The organism is Acidovorax sp. GW821-FHT10E04, from assembly GCF_059415185.1.
Window position 1 is genome coordinate 872,804 of record NZ_JBWKMT010000003.1, and the last position, 17,322, is coordinate 890,125.

19 protein-coding genes are annotated in these 17,322 nt (G+C 67.7%); 13 read left to right on the forward strand and 6 right to left on the reverse strand.

Annotated elements, in window-relative coordinates:
• Positions 1-55: 55 nt before the first annotated feature.
• Positions 56-436, forward strand: a complete 381-nt coding sequence (locus tag AC07OC_RS13410) for a phosphopantetheine adenylyltransferase (protein ID WP_218296693.1) — start codon at positions 56-58, stop codon at positions 434-436.
• Here the strand turns inward: AC07OC_RS13410 and creC are convergent.
• The 4 genes from creC to AC07OC_RS13430 form a co-directional block, all read right to left on the reverse strand.
• Positions 433-1,893, reverse strand: coding sequence for a two-component system sensor histidine kinase CreC (gene creC / locus AC07OC_RS13415; protein WP_218339106.1), 1,461 nt, complete (start codon positions 1,891-1,893; stop codon positions 433-435). The genes AC07OC_RS13410 and creC overlap by 4 nt on opposite strands.
• Before the next feature lie 73 nt (positions 1,894-1,966).
• Positions 1,967-2,656: a two-component system response regulator CreB gene (gene creB / locus AC07OC_RS13420; protein WP_218339105.1), complete on the reverse strand. Its 690-nt coding sequence runs from the start codon at positions 2,654-2,656 to the stop codon at positions 1,967-1,969.
• A gap of 99 nt (positions 2,657-2,755) precedes the next feature.
• Positions 2,756-3,391, reverse strand: coding sequence for a MarC family protein (locus AC07OC_RS13425; protein ID WP_218296696.1), 636 nt, complete (start codon positions 3,389-3,391; stop codon positions 2,756-2,758).
• A gap of 147 nt (positions 3,392-3,538) precedes the next feature.
• A complete protein-coding gene (locus AC07OC_RS13430) occupies positions 3,539-4,294 on the reverse strand; it encodes an SDR family oxidoreductase (protein WP_370627736.1) in 756 nt (251 codons plus the stop codon).
• Between the two features lie 171 nt (positions 4,295-4,465).
• Here AC07OC_RS13430 and AC07OC_RS13435 point away from each other — a divergent pair, with 171 nt between their 5' ends.
• The 3 genes from AC07OC_RS13435 to AC07OC_RS13445 all read left to right on the forward strand — a co-directional run bounded on the left by AC07OC_RS13435 (position 4,466) and on the right by AC07OC_RS13445 (position 6,816).
• Entirely contained in the window at positions 4,466-5,155 is a 690-nt protein-coding gene (locus tag AC07OC_RS13435) for a dienelactone hydrolase family protein (RefSeq protein WP_218296698.1), read from the forward strand.
• 11 nt (positions 5,156-5,166) lie between these two features.
• Entirely contained in the window at positions 5,167-6,096 is a 930-nt protein-coding gene (locus AC07OC_RS13440) for an amidohydrolase family protein (RefSeq protein WP_255590915.1), read from the forward strand.
• A 66-nt stretch (positions 6,097-6,162) separates the two neighbouring features.
• Positions 6,163-6,816 (forward strand): glutathione S-transferase family protein, encoded by a 654-nt coding sequence (locus tag AC07OC_RS13445; protein WP_218296699.1) that lies wholly within the window; start codon positions 6,163-6,165, stop codon positions 6,814-6,816.
• 23 nt (positions 6,817-6,839) lie between these two features.
• On the opposite strand, the gene AC07OC_RS13450 is transcribed toward AC07OC_RS13445, so the two are convergent.
• Together AC07OC_RS13450 and hemB are read right to left on the reverse strand one after the other, a co-directional pair.
• A complete protein-coding gene (locus AC07OC_RS13450; protein WP_369641145.1) occupies positions 6,840-7,973 on the reverse strand; it encodes a magnesium transporter CorA family protein in 1,134 nt (377 codons plus the stop codon).
• Between the two features lie 60 nt (positions 7,974-8,033).
• On the reverse strand, positions 8,034-9,041 hold the full coding sequence (gene hemB / locus AC07OC_RS13455; RefSeq protein WP_492808091.1) for a porphobilinogen synthase: 1,008 nt from the start codon (positions 9,039-9,041) through the stop codon (positions 8,034-8,036).
• 332 nt (positions 9,042-9,373) lie between these two features.
• Here hemB and AC07OC_RS13460 point away from each other — a divergent pair, with 332 nt between their 5' ends.
• From AC07OC_RS13460 to AC07OC_RS13500, 9 genes are all read left to right on the forward strand, one after another.
• Positions 9,374-9,802 carry a CopD family protein gene (locus AC07OC_RS13460; RefSeq protein WP_218296702.1) on the forward strand — a complete coding sequence of 143 codons (429 nt, stop codon included), beginning with the start codon at positions 9,374-9,376 and terminating at the stop codon, positions 9,800-9,802.
• A gap of 154 nt (positions 9,803-9,956) precedes the next feature.
• Complete coding sequence (locus AC07OC_RS13465; RefSeq protein ID WP_369641147.1) at positions 9,957-11,054, forward strand: VanZ family protein; 1,098 nt, start codon at positions 9,957-9,959, stop codon at positions 11,052-11,054.
• A 9-nt stretch (positions 11,055-11,063) separates the two neighbouring features.
• Positions 11,064-11,423, forward strand: coding sequence for a (2Fe-2S) ferredoxin domain-containing protein (locus AC07OC_RS13470; RefSeq protein ID WP_494601419.1), 360 nt, complete (start codon positions 11,064-11,066; stop codon positions 11,421-11,423).
• A gap of 87 nt (positions 11,424-11,510) precedes the next feature.
• A complete protein-coding gene (locus AC07OC_RS13475) occupies positions 11,511-12,164 on the forward strand; it encodes an alpha/beta hydrolase (protein ID WP_218339103.1) in 654 nt (217 codons plus the stop codon).
• 100 nt (positions 12,165-12,264) lie between these two features.
• Complete coding sequence (locus tag AC07OC_RS13480; protein WP_218339102.1) at positions 12,265-13,434, forward strand: D-alanyl-D-alanine carboxypeptidase family protein; 1,170 nt, start codon at positions 12,265-12,267, stop codon at positions 13,432-13,434.
• 294 nt (positions 13,435-13,728) lie between these two features.
• The gene (rpsL, locus tag AC07OC_RS13485) at positions 13,729-14,106 is read left to right on the forward strand and encodes a 30S ribosomal protein S12 (protein WP_007851137.1); all 378 of its coding nucleotides are present in this window, start codon (positions 13,729-13,731) and stop codon (positions 14,104-14,106) included.
• 171 nt (positions 14,107-14,277) lie between these two features.
• Complete coding sequence (rpsG, locus tag AC07OC_RS13490) at positions 14,278-14,751, forward strand: 30S ribosomal protein S7 (protein ID WP_005798541.1); 474 nt, start codon at positions 14,278-14,280, stop codon at positions 14,749-14,751.
• Between the two features lie 151 nt (positions 14,752-14,902).
• Positions 14,903-17,005: an elongation factor G gene (fusA, locus tag AC07OC_RS13495; RefSeq protein WP_218296707.1), complete on the forward strand. Its 2,103-nt coding sequence runs from the start codon at positions 14,903-14,905 to the stop codon at positions 17,003-17,005.
• Between the two features lie 219 nt (positions 17,006-17,224).
• The coding region (locus AC07OC_RS13500) for a GTP-binding protein (protein WP_233151794.1) at positions 17,225-17,322 on the forward strand (98 nt) is incomplete at its 3' end.

The window sequence follows — 17,322 nt, forward strand, 5'->3', positions numbered from 1 at the left end:
TCGACGGCCGCGCCCCTTGCGCCTACAACCACCGCTTCACAACAAAGGGGCTGGCATGCGCCATGTGGTCGCGGTGATTCTGGGGGTGGTGGCGGTGGTCCACGCCCTGCCCGTGGTGGGGGTGCTGGGGGCGGGCAGGCTGGCGCAGCTGTACGGCACCCCGGTGCCGGATGCGGGGCTGGAGCTGCTGCTGCGGCACCGGGCCGTCCTGTTCGGGCTGCTGGCCGCCTTCATGGGGTATGCCGCCATGCGCCCCGGACTCCATCGGCTGGCCCTGGTGGCGGGGCTGGTGAGCGTGGTGTCCTTTCTGCTCCTGGCGTGGCTGCAGCGGGGCAGCGGCCTGGGCGCCCCGCTGGCCGTGGTCGTGCGGGTGGATGCGGTGGCGCTGGCCCTGCTGGTGGCGGGGGTGGCCGTGCACCTGCGCCAGCGGAGCTAGGCCGCGGCAAAGTCCAGCGTGGCGCGCAGCCCCGGTGCGGTGTTGCGCACCACCAGCTGCCCCCCGTGCAGCGCCATGACGCGCCGCACGATGGCCAGGCCCAGGCCCGAGCCGCTGCGCTCGCCCCCCGGGCGCGCCGTGGTGAAGAAGCGCTCGCCCAGGCGCGGCAGCGCGTAGTCGGGCACGCCCGGGCCGCTGTCCTGCACGGCCACGCAGCTGCCTTCCAGCTCCACCTGCACGGTGCTGCCCTGCGGGGCAAAGTCGATGGCGTTGTCCAGCAGGTTGGTCAGCGCCAGCGTCACCAGTTCGGCCTCCCACGGGCCGCTGGTGCCGTGCCCTTGCAGCGCCAGCGTGATGCCGCGCTGCCCCGCGCGGGCGCGGGTCTGGGCGATGGCGGCCTCGGCGCAGTCGTGCAGCGCCACGGGCGCGCGGCCTTCGGCGTGCTGGCGTTGCTCCAGCTTGGACAGTTCCAGCAGCCGGTCGATGATGCGCTGCAGGCGCTCGCTCTGCTGCACCACCTGGGTGGCGAATTCGGCGCGGTCGGCGGCGGGCAGGTCGTCCTGCAGGAGTTCGCCCGCGCCCCGGATGGCGGCCACGGGGCTCTTGAGCTCGTGCGTGAGGGCGCGCACGTAGCCCTCGATGTAGTCGCGCCCTTCCAGCCGGGCGCGCATGCGGTCCATGGCGCGGGCCAGGTCGCCCAGCTCGCCGGGCACCTGGGGCACGGCCAGGGCCGCCATGGGCGGGGTGTCGGGGTCGCGGTGTTCGCCGTCGGCCGGCCCCTGCACGCTCAGGGCGTAGTCGCGCAGGCGGCGCACGTTCCACACCATCCACAGCGTCACGGCCACGCCCACGGCGGCCGAGAGCGCCAGCAGCAGCAGCCCGCCCATGAACACCTTGCGCTCGGCGCGGTCGATGAAGCGCTGCACGGTGCGCGTGGGCTTGGCCACGGTCAACACGCCGGCGATCTCATTGTTCACGTAGATGGGGGCCGCCACGTGCATCACGCCGCTGGTGTCGTCGCCCTCCACGTCGCGCGTGGAGCGCGCGCCGTACTCGCCGCGCAGCGTGCGGGCCACGTCGCGCCACCGCGAATAGTCAGCGCCGATGGCGCGGTTTTCGGAGTCGAACAGCACGCGCCCCGTGGTGTCGGTCACGTAGATGCGGTAGTCCAGCGACTGCTTGGAGAAACCCCAGATCGCGGCGTCGATGGGCCGGCTTGCATAGCGGCGCACGTGCTGCGCGAACGGGCTGTGCTGGCCCGTGCCGTCGGACAGCCGGCCGGCCGCCAGGTCCTCGCTGGCCAGCTCGGCCAGGATGTTGGCCGTGTCCACCATCATGTCCTCCATCACCTCGCGCACGCTGGGCTTGATCTCGGCCATGAACACGCGCAGCACGAAGAACGCGGCGATGCCGTTGATGAGGAAAAACGCAAAGAGCAGGCGGATGCCGAGGCGCATGGATCTGTGGGGTCTGCTTCAAGAACAATATCTGTCAGCGCTTGATGGGCAAGCGCCAGTGGCCCATTTGGTTTCAGACGTCAAGGCAGTAGCCCATGCCGCGGTGCGTGCTGATGTACTCGCGCGCCGGGTCCACTTCGCGCAGCTTGGCGCGCAGGGTCTTGATGTGCGTGTCCACCGTGCGGTCGGTGCTGTCGCTGTCGTCGCCCCAGGCGGCGGCCAGCAGCGCATCGCGCGAGTGGATGCGGCCCGCGCCGCGCAGCAGGCACGACAGGAGTCGGTATTCGCGCCGCGTCAGCGGCAGGGCCTGGCTGTGCAGGCTGATGCGCTGCCCGGCCTCGTCGTCATGGAACGGGCTGGCCGTGGCGGTGGGCGCCGCGGCAAGGCGGGTGCCCGCGCGCCGCAGCAGGGCCTTCACGCGGGCCGCCAGCTCGCGCGGGCTGAAGGGCTTGGCCAGGTAGTCGTCGGCGCCCAGCTCCAGGCCCAGCACGCGGTCGATCTCCTCGCCATGGGCGCTGAGCATGAGCACGGGAACGGCCGCGGTCTGCGGAGCGCCGCGCACATCGCGCAGCAGGTCGAGCCCGCTGCCGTCGGGCAGGCCCACGTCCAGCACCAGGAGGTCAAAGCGGTGCGAGAGCATCTGCTGGCGCGCGTCGTGCACCAGCAGGCTGTGCGTCACGGACAGCCCGTCGCGTTCCAGTGCGTACGCCACGGTGCGGGCGATGGCGGGGTCGTCCTCCAGCAGCAGAAGCCTTGCAGACATGCCTAGTCGCCCCTCGTGCTGCGAGACACCCGCGGCATACGAAACTGGCACGGTCGCGGCCAGGAAGGCCGCCGAAGGCGATTCAGGGGGTGCTCCATCTCAGCGGGAGATGAGGATGGGAAAGAGCTTGCCCAGCCCGTCGGCCATCACTTCCACGGCCAGCGCGGCCAGGATCAGGCCCATCAGCCGGGTCATCACGTTGATGCCGGTCTTGCCCAGCACGCGCGCGATCGGGTCGGCCAGCGCGAAGCACACGGCCGTGGCCAGGGCGATCACCACGCCGTAGCCCACCAGGGCGGCATGCTGCCAGAAGGTCTGCGCGCGGTCGGCGTAGATCACCACGGTGGACATGCTGGCCGGCCCGGTGAGCAGCGGGATGGTCAGGGGCACCACGGCGATGCTGCTGCCCGCGGCGGCCTTCTCGGCGCCTTCCTCGTATTCGTTCGTGCTGGGCTTGGCCTCGGCGGGCTGGGCGTTGAGCATGTTCATCGCGCTGATGAGCAGCAGCATGCCCCCGCCCACCTGGAAGCTCTGCAGCGAGATGTTGAAGAAGTCCAGGATCTGCAGGCCCAGCAGGGCGCAGGCGGCGATCACGCAGAACACGCTGAAGCTCGCCACCTGGATGGTGCGCCGCCGCTGGGGGTACGAGAAACCCTGCGTGTAGTGGATGAAAAAGGGAACGATGGCCAGCGGGTTGACGATGGCCAGCAGGGTGATCAGGGGTTTGAGGTCCATCAGGGCGCTCCGGGAGGCAGGGGGCAGGGCGGTGGATCGGGCTGGGCCCGGCAAGGCAGCGCACAGGCGCCGCCGCCGGGCTGCTGTGCGCGAGTATGCGGTGTTTTTGGCGCGGTTTGGCGCCCGCGCATGCTGCACAGCAGCGCTCTAGCGCCCGCCCGAGACGTCCATCAGCGTGGCGGTGGTGTAGCTGGCGGCGGGCGACATCAGCCACACGATGGCCTCGGCCACCTCCTCGGCCGTGCCGCCGCGCAGCATGGGCACCTGGTGCGAGAGGTCGCGCACGCGGTCGGGCAGGCCGCCGCTGGCGTGGATGTCGGTCTCGATCAGGCCGGGGCGCACGGCGTTCACGCGGATGCCGTCGGCGGCCACCTCGCGCGCCAGCCCCAGGGTCATGGTGTCGATCGCGCCCTTGGCGGCCGCGTAATCCACGTACTGGCCCGCCGCCCCCAGCCGCGCGGCGGCGCTGGACACGTTGACGATGCTGCCGCCGGCCCCGCCGTGGCGCGTGCCCATGCGCAGCACGGCCTCGCGCGCGCAGACGAAGCTGCCGATCACGTTGATGTCGAACATGCGCTTGAGGCGCGCCACGCCCATCGCCTCCACCCGCGCGGGCACGTCCACCACGCCGGCGTTGTTCACCAGGGCCGAGAGGCGGCCCAGCTGCGCGTCCACCGTGCGGAACATGGCCATCACCTGCGCCTCGTCGGCCACGTCGGCCTGCACCGCCAGGGCGCGGCCGCCCTGGGCGGCGATGGCGGCGACCACGGCCTCGGCGGCGTGCGCGTCGCGGGCGTAGTTGACGGCCACGGCCCAGCCCTGGCGCGCCGCCAGCCGGGCGGTGGCCGCGCCGATGCCGCGCGACCCTCCGGTGATCAGTGCTACTTTGTGGGTGTGGGTCACTGCAAGGACTCCTCTGAAAATGGCCCGCATTTGAACAGAGGTCCGCTCAGCGGCCAGAATGGCGCGTTCAGCGGGCGCCGGGACCGGCGCGTGGGGGAGCCCCGGCACCCGCGCTGGCCGCATGCCCCCGAGTCACACATCAGTCCATCAACGCAGCAAGGAGTCAATGCCATGGGTCAATTCGTCAATCTGACATCAAGCGATGGTCTCGCCGTGCCCGCCTGGGTGGCGCAGCCCGATGCGGCGCCGCGCGGTGCGATTGTGGTGCTGCAGGAAATTTTTGGCGTGAACTCGCACATCCGCGCGGTGGCCGACCGGTTTGCCGCGCGCGGCTACCTGGCCGTCGCACCATCGACGTTTCACCGCGTGCAGCAGGATGTGGACATGGGCTACACCGGCGACGACATGAAGGCCGGCATGGGTCTGAAGGCCGCGGTCGAGGCCTTGCCCGCGCCAGGCGTGATGCCCGACATCCAGGCCGCCATCGACTACGCCGCGCAGCAAAGCGGCCGCAAGGTCGGCATCGTGGGCTTTTGCTGGGGCGGCCTGTTGACCTGGCGCGCGGCCTGCACGCTGAGCGGGCTGTCGGCGGCCGTGCCTTATTACGGCGGCGGCATGACCTCAGCCGACGAAGCAGCGCGCCACCCGCAGGTGCCGGTGCTGGCGCACTTCGGCCAGCGCGACCACTACATCCCGCTCGACACCGTGCAGGCATTTGCCCGCGCCCATCCCGAGGTCGAGGTCCACATCTACGACGCCGACCACGGCTTCAACTGCGACCAGCGCGGCAGCTACGACGAGCCTTCGGCCATGGCCGCGCGCGACCGCACGCTGGCGTTCTTCGACAAACATCTCGCCTGAGGGGCGGCACCATGGCCGCCCCGCTTCAGAGCATGAAGCCTTTTTGGCACCTGGCGCTTGCTGGTAAGGCGCTGGTAGCTTTCGGTTTGATAGCGTTTGGGGTCCAGCCTCATGCGGCCGACTATCCCGGGCCGCTGTTCGACGCCCACCTGCACTACAACGAAGAGGCGTGGGACGGCAAGAACGGCCCGCACCCGCCGGCCGACGTGCTGGGCCGCATGCAGAAAAGCGGCGTGCGGGCCATCGTGGCCAACTCCCGGCCCAACACCGGCTCGCTCACGCTGGCCGGCCTGCGCGAGACGCGCGAGGCCGGCGTCGCCGTGGTGCCCTTCGTGCGGCTGTACCGCAGCCGCGCCGACTACACCGGCTGGTTCGCCGACGAGAGCATCTACGCCATGGTGCAGGCCGAGCTGGCGCGCGGCACGGCGGCCGGGCCGTACCGGGGCATCGGCGAGTTCCACCTGTACGACAGCGCCAATGCCGACGGCCCGGTGGCCAGGAAGCTCATGGCGCTGGCCGAGGAGCGCGACCTGGTGGTGCTGGCCCATGTGGACGACGTGGCCATCGACAAGCTCATGGCGCACACCCCCACGCAAGGGCGCAAGCTGCGCCTGATCTGGGCGCACACGGGCATCGGCGGCGCGCCGGCCGAGCGGGTGGACGCGCTGCTCGCGCGCTACCCCGGCCTCGTGGGCGAACTCTCGTACCGGCCGGGCCTGGTGTGCGACGACGACCAGCTGTGCCCCGCGTGGCGCGCGCTGCTGCTCAAGTACCCCACGCGTTTTGTCGTGGGCTCCGACACCTGGGTGAACCAGCGCTGGCAGCACTATGAAAGCCTCATGCAGGGCTACCGCACCTGGCTGGGCGGCCTGCCCGCCGATGTGGCGCGCAAGGTCGCGTGGGACAACGGCGCCGGCCTGTTCGGCGTGGCGCGGCCCTGATCGATCCCCGCGCGGTCCGCGCATCCTCCTCTTTTTCAGGCCACCGGTCCCCTCCCGCACAACACCATGCTCGAGCTTCACCACGCCCCCAGCAGCGCCGCCATGGTGCCGCACATCCTGCTTGAAGAGCTGGGCACGCCCTACGCGCGCGTGCCCGTGGACATCGGCCAGCGTGCCCACCAGGCGCCCGCCTATCTGCGGCTCAACCCCAACGGGCTGGTGCCCGTGCTCACCGACGGGGACCTGGTGCTCTACGAGACGGCCGCCATCACCCTGCACCTGTGCGACACCCACCCCGCCGCGGCCCTGGCGCCCGCGCTGGGCACGGCGCAGCGCGCGCAGTTCTACAAGTGGCTGATGTGGCTCACCAACACGCTGCAGGCGACGCTCATCGTGTACTTCTATCCCCACCGCTGGGTGGACGAGGGCCATGAGGCCGGCATGCTGGAGCTGCAGCGCCACGCGGAACTGCGCATCGACGGCCTGCTGGCGCAGCTGGACGCCGAGCTGGCCCGCCACGGGGGCCCGTGGTTCCTGGGCGCGGGCTACAGCGCGCTCGACGCCTACGTGTTCACGCTGTGCCGCTGGACCCGCAACTTCCAGCGCACCGCGCCGGCCCGCAGCCGTCCCCACCTGGGGCCGTACCTGCGGCGCATGCTGGAGCGCCCGGCCGTGCAGCGGGTGCTGTTCAACGAGGCGCTGGCCGAACCCTTCGTCTGACGGCGGCGGGCAGGCGCGCTCCCTTACCTGCTCGTGCGCGCCAGATAGCGCTTGCGCCAGAACACCAGCACCAGCGCCACGGCGATGAACGCCATCGAGCCCATCGCCCACCAGAAGCCGTTGGCCTTGTGGATCAGCGGAATGAACTCGAAATTCATGCCGAAGATGCCGGCGATGAGGTTCAGCGGCAGGAACACGGCGGTGAGCGCCGTGAGGGTGCGCATGATGTCGTTGGTGCGGTTGCTCTGCACGGAAAAGTGCATCTGCACGGCGGTCTCCGTGCTCTGCTCCAGCCGCCGCACGTGGTGCACCACGCGCTCGATGTGCTCCAGCACGTCGCGGCTGCGCACCTTGAGCAGGTCCAGCTCGCGCAGGCCGGCGGGGGTGTCGGGCAGGGCCCAGGTTTCGAGTGCGTCGATCCAGTCCTGCACGGCGGTGCGCTGGTCCTCGCAGATTTCATCGAGCTTGTGCAGCGCCAGCCGCGCCTCGAGCAGCGAGCTCCAGTTCACGTAGCGGGCGCGGGGCTTGAGCAGTTCGGTCTGCCAGTGGTCCAGCTGGCGCGTGAGTTCGCGGCGCAGGTCCAGGTAGCCGTCCACCATGAGGTTGACCACGCGCAGCATCAGGTCGGCCGGGCTGGTGGGCCGGCGCGCCCCGGGCACGGGGCTGCTGCGGCCCTCGCTCGCGGGGGCGGGCGTGGCGGCCAGCAGGCGCGCGGCATACGCATCGCGCACGGCGCAGTCCGTGGGGTGCACCGTCAGCAGCAGCTGGTCGAACACCGCGAAGCCCACGGGGCTGGTGTCGATGCGGCGCAGCACCGGCGGACCGGCCCGCCTGAGCGGGGAGGCGGCGTCGCCGGGCTGCCCCGCTTCGGCCTCCGGGCCGCCGCCCTGCGCGGTGGCCAGCCGGCGGAACACGAGCAGATCGTACTGGGAGGTGTAGTCGTAGTGCGAGGGAAGCTGCGCGTTCAGCAGGTCGGAGACATGCAGGTCCACCAGCTGCAGCCCCACCAGGGCCTGCAGGCTCGCCTGGATCTCGGCCAGCCGCGCCTGGAAGGCCGGGCGCGCGCAGGCGATCCAGACAAAGCCCTGGGCAGGCATCTGCGTGGGCAGCTCGGCCAGCTCCTGCACGCTGCCGCTGTGGATGTGAAAAATGCGCATGCGACCCCGGGTGGCAATAAAAAGTGCTTCTGGCGCCTGTCCATCAAGCGCTAGCAGCTCTTATTTTCGGAGCAAGCGCGCGGCATCGCGCGCAAAGTAGGTCAGCACGCCGTCGGCGCCCGCGCGCTTGAAGGCCAGCAGCGACTCCATCATCACCGCGTCGTGGTCCAGCCAGCCATTGGCGGCGGCGGCCTTGATCATGGCGTACTCGCCGCTCACCTGGTAGGCGAACGTGGGCACCTTGAATTCGTCCTTCACGCGGCGCACGATGTCCAGGTAGGGCATGCCGGGCTTGACCATCACCATGTCGGCGCCCTCGGCGATGTCGATGGCCACCTCGCGCAGGGCCTCGTCGCTGTTGCCGGGGTCCATCTGGTAGACGTTCTTGTCGGCCTTGCCCAAGGCGCCGCGCGTGCCCACCGCGTCGCGGAAGGGGCCGTAGAAGGCGCTGGCGTACTTGGCGCTGTAGGCCATGATGCGGGTGTGGATGTGGCCCTGCACCTCCAGCGCCTCGCGGATGGCGCCGATGCGCCCGTCCATCATGTCGCTGGGCGCGACGATGTCCACGCCCGCCTCGGCGTGCGTGAGCGCCTGGCCGGTGAGGATCTCCACCGTGTCGTCGTTGATGATGTAGCCGGTGTCGTCGAGCACGCCGTCCTGGCCGTGGCTGGTGTACGGGTCCAGCGCCACGTCGGTCATCACGCCCAGGGCCGGAAATTCCTTCTTCAGGGCGCGCACCACGCGCGGGATCAGGCCGTCGGGGTTGAGCGCCTCCTTGCCGTCGGGTGTCTTGAGCGCCGGGTCGATGGCCGGAAACAGCGCCAGCACCGGAATGCCCAGCTGCACGCAGTCCTCGGCCACGGGCAGCAGCAGGTCCAGGCTCAGGCGGTCCACGCCGGGCATGGAGGTCACGGCCTCGCTGCGGCCCTGGCCCTCGTGCACGAACACGGGGTAGATCAGGTCGTGCGGCGTGACGGCGTTCTCACGCACCAGATTGCGGGTGAAGGCATCGCGGCGCAGGCGGCGCGGGCGGTTCTGGGGGAAGGGGGCGGGGCTTTGGAGATGCATGTGAAGATTATCCCCCTGAGCCGCTGCGCGGCTTCCCCCAGAGGGGGACGCACCCGGTGGACCGGCAAAGCCGGATCCACGGGTGCACTGGCATGGCGGAGCGCCCGTTGCCAAACGCTGGCGCCGCAGCGCCGCGCCCTGGAAATGCCGCTTGTAACACCTCTTGCCCGGTGCTAAATTGGCGCCGGGCGGCTTGCTGCCCCCCGCTTTCCCTCCCTGAGCGGGGCCTTGGATTGCAGCGATGCAAAACAGGCTTTCCCGGCCCGGCGGATTTGCCGGGCTTTTTTTTGGCGTGGCCCCGGCGGCATGGTGCGGGCCCTTAAACTGCCCCCATGCTCTGGGTCAAAGCCTTTCACATCGTCTTCGTGGCCAGCTGGTTTGCCGGCCTTTTCTACCTGCCGCGCATCTTCGTCAATCTGGCGATGGTGGCGCCGGGCTCGGCCGCGGAGCGTGACCGCCTGCTGCTCATGGCCAGGAAGCTGCTGCGCTTCACCACGCTGCTGGCCGTGCCCGCGCTGGCGCTGGGCGCGTGGCTGTGGATGGGCTATGGCATCGGGCGCGGCCCGGGCAACGGCTGGATGCACGCCAAGCTGGCGGTGGTGCTGCTGGTGATCGGCTACCACCACGCCTGCGGTGTGCTGCTGCGCAAGCTGGCCAACGGCACCAGCCGCAGGAGCCATGCGTGGTTCCGCTGGTTCAATGAAGTGCCGGTGGTCCTGCTGCTGGCCGCCGTGGTGCTGGTGGTGGTCAAGCCGTTCTGAAGTGGGCAGCTCCCTGCGGCGCCGCGCGCCTTCTCCCTGGTCCCCTCTACCGGCCCGCTGCGGTGGCCGGGCCCCGCGCGGCGCCCCTGCCCTCTACCGCGCCCGTGCTTGCGGGGCATGGGTGATGCATGGCGCCATGGATGGCTGAGACGGCATGCACAAGACCTCCGCCTGGCCTCTGGCGCTGATCTACACGGCGCTGATCGTCTTCGCCAGCCTGTTCCCGTTCGACGGGTGGCGCGCGCAGGGCATCGATCCCCTGGTGTTCCTGCTGGCGCCGTTGCCGCCGCCGTACTGGACGGGCTTCGACATCGCCACCAATGTCGTGGGCTATGCGCCGCTGGGTTTTCTGCTGGTGCTGGCCATGCTGCGCTCGGGCTGGCGGCGCGGCGCGGTGCTGCTGTCCACGCTGGTGGGCGTGCTGCTGTCGCTGGCCATGGAGTTTCTGCAGATCTACCTGCCCCGGCGCGTGCCCTCCAACCTGGACCTGCTGCTCAACGCGGCGGGGGCGCTGGCGGGGGCGCTGAGTGCCGCGCTGCTGGAGCGCGCGGGCGCCATCGACCGCTGGAGCGACTTCAGGGGGCGCTGGTTCGTCGCCGATGCCAGCGGCGCCATCGTGCTGCTGGCGCTGTGGCCCCTGGCGCTGCTGTTCCCGGCGGCCGTGCCGTTCGGGCTGGGCCAGGTGCTCGAGCGGCTGGAGGCCGCGCTCATCGAGCTGCTGGCCGATACCCCGTTCCTGGAATGGCTTCCGCTGCGCGACGCCGCGTTCGACCCGCTCTCGCCCAGCGGCGAGCTCCTGTGCGTGACGCTGGGCCTGCTGACCCCCTGCCTGCTGGGCTACTGCGTGATCCGCTCCGTGGGCCGGCGCGCGCTGTTTGCCCTGGGGGTCGTGGCCGTGGGCGTCACGCTCACCGCGCTGTCGGCCGCCCTGAGCTGGGGGCCCGTGCATGCCTGGGAGTGGATGGGCCTGCCCACGCGCGTGGGCGTGTGGGGTGCGCTGGCGCTGGCGCTGCTGCTGCTGGCGCTGCCCCGGCGTGCCTGCGCGGCCGTGCTGCTGGTCGCGCTGGTCTGGCACCTGGCGCTGCTCAACCAGGCGCCCACCAGCGCCTACTTCGCGCAGACGCTGCAGATCTGGGAGCAGGGCCGGTTCATCCGTTTTTACGGCCTGGGCCAGTGGCTGGGCTGGCTGTGGCCCTATGCCACGCTGCTGTATGTGCTGTTGCGCGTGTCCCGGCGCGAGTCGCAAACCTAAAATGGGCGGATGAGCGACACCAACCCCTCGCCGGCCGCAGCGCCCGGCTACTACCAGCGCCACATCTTCTTCTGCCTGAACGACCGGACCAACGGCGAAGACAGCTGCGCCCACCACAACGCGCAGGCGGGCTTTGACCGCTGCAAGGCGCAGGTCAAGGCGGCCGGCCTGGCGGGCGCCGGCAAGGTGCGCGTGAACAAGGCGGGCTGCCTGGACCGCTGCGCGGCCGGCCCCGTCGCGGTGGTCTACCCCGAAGGCACCTGGTACACCTATGTCGACGATGCCGACATCGACGAGATCGTCGAGTGGCACCTCAAGAATGGCCAGATCGTGGAACGCCTGGTGCCACCGGCGGAACTCGGGCGCTGAAAGCGCCTCCATCCTGGACTTTGGAATGATTTCAGCCGCTGGCGCACGACTGCCGTGCGCTAACAGCTATTGATTGAGTAGCAATTCGTGAATGCCCAAACCGAACGCCTGAGCTTGTCCGGCGCCGCTGGCGCCATCGAGGCCGTGCGCGATGCCGCCGCGCCAGACGGCGGTGCGCCTCCCCGGGGCGTGGCCATCATCGCGCACCCCCATCCCCTCTTTGGCGGCACCATGGACAACAAGGTGGTGCAGACGCTGGCGCGCGCCTTCGTGCAGTGCGGCTGGACGGCGGTGCGCTTCAACTTCCGGGGCGTGGGCGGCAGCGAAGGCGTGCACGACGAAGGCCGGGGCGAACTACAGGACCTGTTGGCCGTGGTGGAACAGGTGGCGCCCGCGGGCGACGCGGGGCCGCGCATCGCGCTGGCGGGTTTTTCGTTCGGCGCATTCGTCACCAGCCACGCGCTGGCCGCCCTCTGGCCGCAGGGCCGCGTGGACCACGCGGTGCTGGTGGGCACCGCAGCCAGCCGCTTCACCGTCGCCCCGGTGCCCCCCGACGCCCATCTGCAGACCCTGGTCGTGCATGGCGAGCAGGACGACACCGTGCCGCTTTCCGCCGTGATGGACTGGGCGCGGCCCCAGATACTGCCTGTCACAGTCATTCCCGCGGGCGGCCATTTCTTTCACGGACAATTGCCGCTTTTGAAAAATCTGGTGGTGCGCCACCTGCGGTCGGGGGGCTGAAACGCCCCGGCCGCGGCAGGCCACGCCGCCGCGCCTTCCTGTCCCGTCTTTCTTCTTCATTCCCTTTTTTCCTCGAGCCTTTCCAGCCCCCTATTGCCCCATGAAACGAATCCTGTCCGCGCTGCGATCCCTGGCCGTCCTTGCTGCGGTGGCCCCTGCCGCCTTCGGGGCCTTTGCCCAGGCGCCACAACCTCCCGAAATCGCCGCGCGCACATACCTGCTGGTGGATGTCACCGCCAACCAGGTGCTCGCGGCCAAGGACATCGATGCTCCCGTCGAGCAGGCCTCGCTCACCAAGCTCATGACCGGCTACCTGGTGTTTGATGCGTTGCGCGCCAAGAAGATATCCCTGGAGCAGAAGCTGCCCGTGAGCGTGCGCGCCTGGAAGATGCCCGGCTCGCGCATGTTCATCGACCCCAAGATGCAGGTGCCGGTGGAAGACCTCATCAAGGGCATGATCGTGCAGTCGGGCAACGACGCCACCATGGCGCTGGCCGAAGGCGTGGGCGGCACGGCCGAGAACTTCGTCAAGCTCATGAACGACCAGGCCCAGGCACTGGGCATGAAGGGCACGAGCTACAAGAACCCCGAAGGCCTCACCGAACCCGGCCACACCACCACCGCGCGCGACCTTTCCGTGCTGGCCATGCGCCTGATGAAGGACTTCCCGGAGTACATGCACTACTACTCCACCAAGCAGTACAGCTACCCCGGCACCCCCGCGTCGAACGGCAGCAACCGCAATTCGCTGCTGTTCCGCGACCCGACGGTGGACGGGCTCAAGACCGGCCATACCGCTGCTGCGGGCTACTGCCTGGTGGCCACGTCCAAGCGTGAATTCCCCGGCGTGGGCCAGCGCCGCCTGCTGTCCATCGTGCTCGGGGCCGCCAGCGAAAATGCGCGTGCGAATGAAAGCCAGAAGCTGTTGAACTGGGGCTATACCGCGTTCGAGGCTGTCAAGCTGTTCGAGGCCGGCAAGCCCGTGGCCACGCCCGCCGTCTGGAAGGGCACGGAAAACACCCTCAAGATCGGCCGCGAGGAAGCCATCGTCGTGGCGGTGCCCTCGGGCAGCGCAGGCAAGATCACCACGCAGATCGCGCGGCCCGACCCGCTGGTGGCACCGTTCACCAAGGGCCAGTCCGTCGGCCACCTCAAGGTGATGCTGGGCGAGCAGGCCCTGGCCGAGGTGCCCCTCATCGCGCTCGAAGGCGTGGATCAGGCGGGGATCCTGGGCCGGGCCTGGGATGCGATCCGGCTGTGGATTAAATAGGGTGCAACCCCCTGAGGCGCTTTCGCGCCTTCACCCCTCCTCTCGAATGGCTGCACCATTCGGGAAGGGGGACGCAGCCAGTGCGGCGGGGCGGCCCTTGCACGGCTGCCCTCACATTTGCCGTGCGCTTTCGACGGCCGTCGGCAATGGCAGGTTCAGGCCATCCGTGTGGCGTGGTTTTTTGAGAAAGCCGCTGCGGCTTGCCTCTTTACACCCTTGCTGCTACATTAGAAGGCTTTTCGGAATTTCCGAAGGGTTTCACGTTTTCGTTTTTTACGTTTAGGGACGTATTTCATGCCAACCATCAATCAACTAGTCCGTCAGGGGCGCGAGGTCGAAAAGATCAAGTCCAAGAGCCCTGCGATGGAGAACTCCCCCCAGCGCCGCGGCGTGTGCACCCGTGTGTACACCACGACGCCAAAGAAGCCTAACTCCGCTCTGCGGAAGGTCGCCAAGGTTCGCCTGACCAACGGTTTCGAAGTGATTTCCTACATCGGCGGTGAAGGCCACAACCTGCAGGAACACAGCGTGGTGCTGGTTCGCGGCGGTCGTGTCAAGGACTTGCCCGGTGTGCGTTACCACATCGTGCGCGGTTCGCTCGACTTGCAAGGCGTGAAAGACCGCAAGCAATCGCGCTCCAAGTACGGTGCCAAGAAGCCCAAGGCCAAGTAAGCCCTGCGCTTTTGCACAACAGAATTTTCGGTGCTGTCTCCCGCGTGGCGCGGTGATGCAGCGTAGTGACCCCAAACGCAGGTGTTCTGCGCGGGTCGAGTAAGTGGGAGTCCTGATTGGCTCTCGCGGTGTCTGAAAAGATGCCAACTGAAGCAAAGATAGAGGTGAAAAATGCCACGTCGTCGCGAAGTCCCCAAACGTGAAATCCTGCCGGATCCCAAGTTCGGCAATGTAGAGCTGTCCAAATTCATGAACGTGATCATGGAAGGCGGCAAGAAGGCAGTTGCAGAGCGCATCATTTACGGCGCCCTGGAACTGATCGAGAAGAAGCACCCTGACAAGGACCCTCTGGAAGCGTTCACCGTTGCCATCAACAACGTGAAGCCCATGGTCGAAGTGAAGTCCCGCCGCGTGGGCGGTGCCAACTACCAGGTGCCCGTCGAAGTGCGCCCTGTCCGTCGCCTGGCCCTGTCCATGCGCTGGATCAAGGAAGCCGCCCGCAAGCGCGGCGAGAAGTCGATGGCCCAGCGTCTGGCCAACGAGCTGCTCGAAGCCACCGAAGGCCGTGGCGGCGCCATGAAGAAGCGTGACGAAGTGCACCGCATGGCCGAAGCCAACAAGGCATTCAGCCACTTCCGCTTCTAAATCGACGAACTGCCCTCGTCGCCAAGCGCAAGGCTGCCGGCATTCTTGCCTGCAGCCTTGTGGCGATTGAGGCGGTCACAAAATTGACGGGTCGCAGCGCCACAATGCTGGGCCCTTCCCCTGAATAACACGACCCATCCAAGGATCCACCATGGCTCGCAAGACTCCCATCGAGCGCTACCGCAATATCGGTATCTCGGCCCACATTGACGCTGGCAAGACCACGACCACCGAACGTATCCTGTTCTACACGGGCGTGAGCCACAAGATTGGTGAAGTGCACGACGGCGCTGCCACCATGGACTGGATGGAGCAGGAACAAGAGCGCGGCATCACGATCACCTCGGCTGCCACGACCTGCTTCTGGAAGGGCATGGACAACTCCTACGAAGAGCACCGCTTCAACATCATCGACACCCCCGGTCACGTGGACTTCACGATCGAAGTGGAACGTTCGATGCGCGTGCTCGACGGCGCCTGCATGGTGTACTGCGCCGTGGGTGGAGTGCAGCCCCAGTCGGAAACCGTCTGGCGCCAGGCCAACAAGTACAAGGTGCCCCGTCTGGCCTTCGTGAACAAGATGGACCGTACCGGTGCCAACTTCTTCAAGGTCTACGAGCAGATGAAGCTGCGCCTGAAGGCCAACCCCGTGCCCGTGGTGATCCCGATCGGCGCCGAAGACAAGTTCACCGGCGTGGTCGACCTGCTCAAGATGAAGGCCATCCTGTGGGATGAAGCCTCGCAGGGCATGAAGTTCACCTACGAAGAAATTCCAGCCGACCTGGTCGCATCCGCCAAGGAATGGCGCGAGAAGATGGTGGAAGCCGCTGCCGAAGCCTCCGAAGAGCTGATGAACAAGTACCTGGAAGAGGGCGACCTCTCCGAAGCCGAGATCAAGTTCGGCCTGCGTACGCGTACCATCGCCACGGAAATCCACCCGATGCTGTGCGGTACCGCTTTCAAGAACAAGGGTGTGCAGCGCATGCTGGACGCCGTGATCGACTACCTGCCAGCACCGACGGACATTCCTGACGTGACCGGCACGGACGAAGACGAAAAGCCTGTCACCCGCAAGGCGGATGACAACGAGAAGTTCTCGGCCCTGGCATTCAAGCTGATGACCGACCCGTTCGTGGGCCAGCTGACCTTCGTGCGCGTGTACTCCGGCGTTCTGAGCAAGGGCGACACCGTCTACAACCCCATCAAGGGCAAGAAGGAACGTATCGGCCGTATCGTGCAGATGCACGCTAACGAGCGTCAGGAAGTCGAAGAAATCCGCGCCGGTGACATCGCTGCCTGCGTGGGCCTGAAGGACGTGACGACCGGTGAAACGCTGAGCGACATCGACTCTCAGATCATTCTGGAGCGCATGGTGTTCCCTGAGCCTGTGATCACGCAGGCTGTGGAACCCAAGACCAAGGCCGACCAGGAAAAGATGGGCATCGCGCTGCAGCGCCTGGCTGCAGAAGATCCATCCTTCCGCGTGAAGACCGACGAAGAATCGGGCCAGACGCTGATCGCCGGCATGGGCGAGCTGCACCTGGAAATCATCGTGGACCGCATGAAGCGTGAATTCGGCGTGGAAGCCAACGTGGGCAAGCCCCAGGTGGCCTACCGCGAAACCATCCGCAAGACGGTGGAAGAAGCCGAAGGCAAGTTCGTGCGCCAGTCCGGCGGCAAGGGCCAGTACGGTCACGTCGTGCTCAAGATCGAACCCAACGAAGCCGGCAAGGGCATCGAGTTCGTCGACGCGATCAAGGGCGGTGTGGTTCCTCGCGAATTCATCCCGGCCGTGGAAAAGGGTATCAACGAAGCCGTCACGCAAGGCGTGCTGGCCGGCTACCCCGTGGTGGACGTCAAGGTCACGCTGCACTTCGGTTCGTACCACGATGTGGACTCGAACGAACTGGCGTTCAAGATGGCTGCCATCTTCGGTTTCAAGGAAGGCTGCCGCAAGGCCAACCCCGTCATCCTGGAACCCATGATGGCCGTGGAAGTGGAAACGCCTGAAGACTACGCCGGCACGGTGATGGGCGATCTGTCCTCCCGCCGTGGCATGGTCCAGGGCATGGACGACATCCCGGGCGGTGGCAAGGCCATCCGCGCCGAAGTGCCGCTGTCGGAAATGTTCGGCTACTCGACCTCGCTGCGTTCCGCGACGCAAGGCCGCGCCACGTACTCGATGGAATTCAAGCACTACAGCGAAGCGCCTCGCAACGTGTCCGAAGCCATCATGGCTGCACGCGCCAAGTAAGCGCGTCGAGTGAAAGGTCTGCCCTGGGCAGCCTTTCCTCTTTTTTTGAGTCAAATTGGCTGCTGGCGCTTGTCTATAAAGCGCTAGCAGCTATTAAAACAGTAGCAAAATTCTTGCAATCTGCGACCCGGTGCCGTCCTGTTGCCCTGTGCGGGACGAACCAGCAATCGGGTGCAGACGTTAAACCCCAACACAGGCATTGCTCTTTGGAGATTCAAAATGGCAAAAGGTAAATTCGAACGGACCAAGCCTCACGTCAACGTGGGCACGATCGGCCACGTGGACCATGGCAAGACGACGCTGACGGCGGCCATCGC

What these genes read in the sequence shown, in the direction of transcription:
- AC07OC_RS13425 (WP_218296696.1), bottom strand. Translation starts at nt 3,391, where the DNA reads ATGGACCTCAAACCCCTGATCACCCTGCTGGCCATCGTCAACCCGCTG.
- AC07OC_RS13435 (WP_218296698.1), top strand. Translation starts at nt 4,466, where the DNA reads ATGGGTCAATTCGTCAATCTGACATCAAGCGATGGTCTCGCCGTGCCC.
- AC07OC_RS13445 (WP_218296699.1), top strand. Translation starts at nt 6,163, where the DNA reads ATGCTCGAGCTTCACCACGCCCCCAGCAGCGCCGCCATGGTGCCGCAC.
- AC07OC_RS13480 (WP_218339102.1), top strand. Translation starts at nt 12,265, where the DNA reads ATGAAACGAATCCTGTCCGCGCTGCGATCCCTGGCCGTCCTTGCTGCG.
- creC (WP_218339106.1), bottom strand. Translation starts at nt 1,893, where the DNA reads ATGCGCCTCGGCATCCGCCTGCTCTTTGCGTTTTTCCTCATCAACGGC.
- AC07OC_RS13410 (WP_218296693.1), top strand. Translation starts at nt 56, where the DNA reads ATGCGCCATGTGGTCGCGGTGATTCTGGGGGTGGTGGCGGTGGTCCAC.
- AC07OC_RS13460 (WP_218296702.1), top strand. Translation starts at nt 9,374, where the DNA reads ATGCTCTGGGTCAAAGCCTTTCACATCGTCTTCGTGGCCAGCTGGTTT.
- AC07OC_RS13470 (WP_494601419.1), top strand. Translation starts at nt 11,064, where the DNA reads ATGAGCGACACCAACCCCTCGCCGGCCGCAGCGCCCGGCTACTACCAG.
- rpsG (WP_005798541.1), top strand. Translation starts at nt 14,278, where the DNA reads ATGCCACGTCGTCGCGAAGTCCCCAAACGTGAAATCCTGCCGGATCCC.
- AC07OC_RS13465 (WP_369641147.1), top strand. Translation starts at nt 9,957, where the DNA reads ATGCACAAGACCTCCGCCTGGCCTCTGGCGCTGATCTACACGGCGCTG.
- AC07OC_RS13450 (WP_369641145.1), bottom strand. Translation starts at nt 7,973, where the DNA reads ATGCGCATTTTTCACATCCACAGCGGCAGCGTGCAGGAGCTGGCCGAG.
- AC07OC_RS13440 (WP_255590915.1), top strand. Translation starts at nt 5,167, where the DNA reads ATGGCCGCCCCGCTTCAGAGCATGAAGCCTTTTTGGCACCTGGCGCTT.
- fusA (WP_218296707.1), top strand. Translation starts at nt 14,903, where the DNA reads ATGGCTCGCAAGACTCCCATCGAGCGCTACCGCAATATCGGTATCTCG.
- creB (WP_218339105.1), bottom strand. Translation starts at nt 2,656, where the DNA reads ATGTCTGCAAGGCTTCTGCTGCTGGAGGACGACCCCGCCATCGCCCGC.
- rpsL (WP_007851137.1), top strand. Translation starts at nt 13,729, where the DNA reads ATGCCAACCATCAATCAACTAGTCCGTCAGGGGCGCGAGGTCGAAAAG.
- hemB (WP_492808091.1), bottom strand. Translation starts at nt 9,041, where the DNA reads ATGCATCTCCAAAGCCCCGCCCCCTTCCCCCAGAACCGCCCGCGCCGC.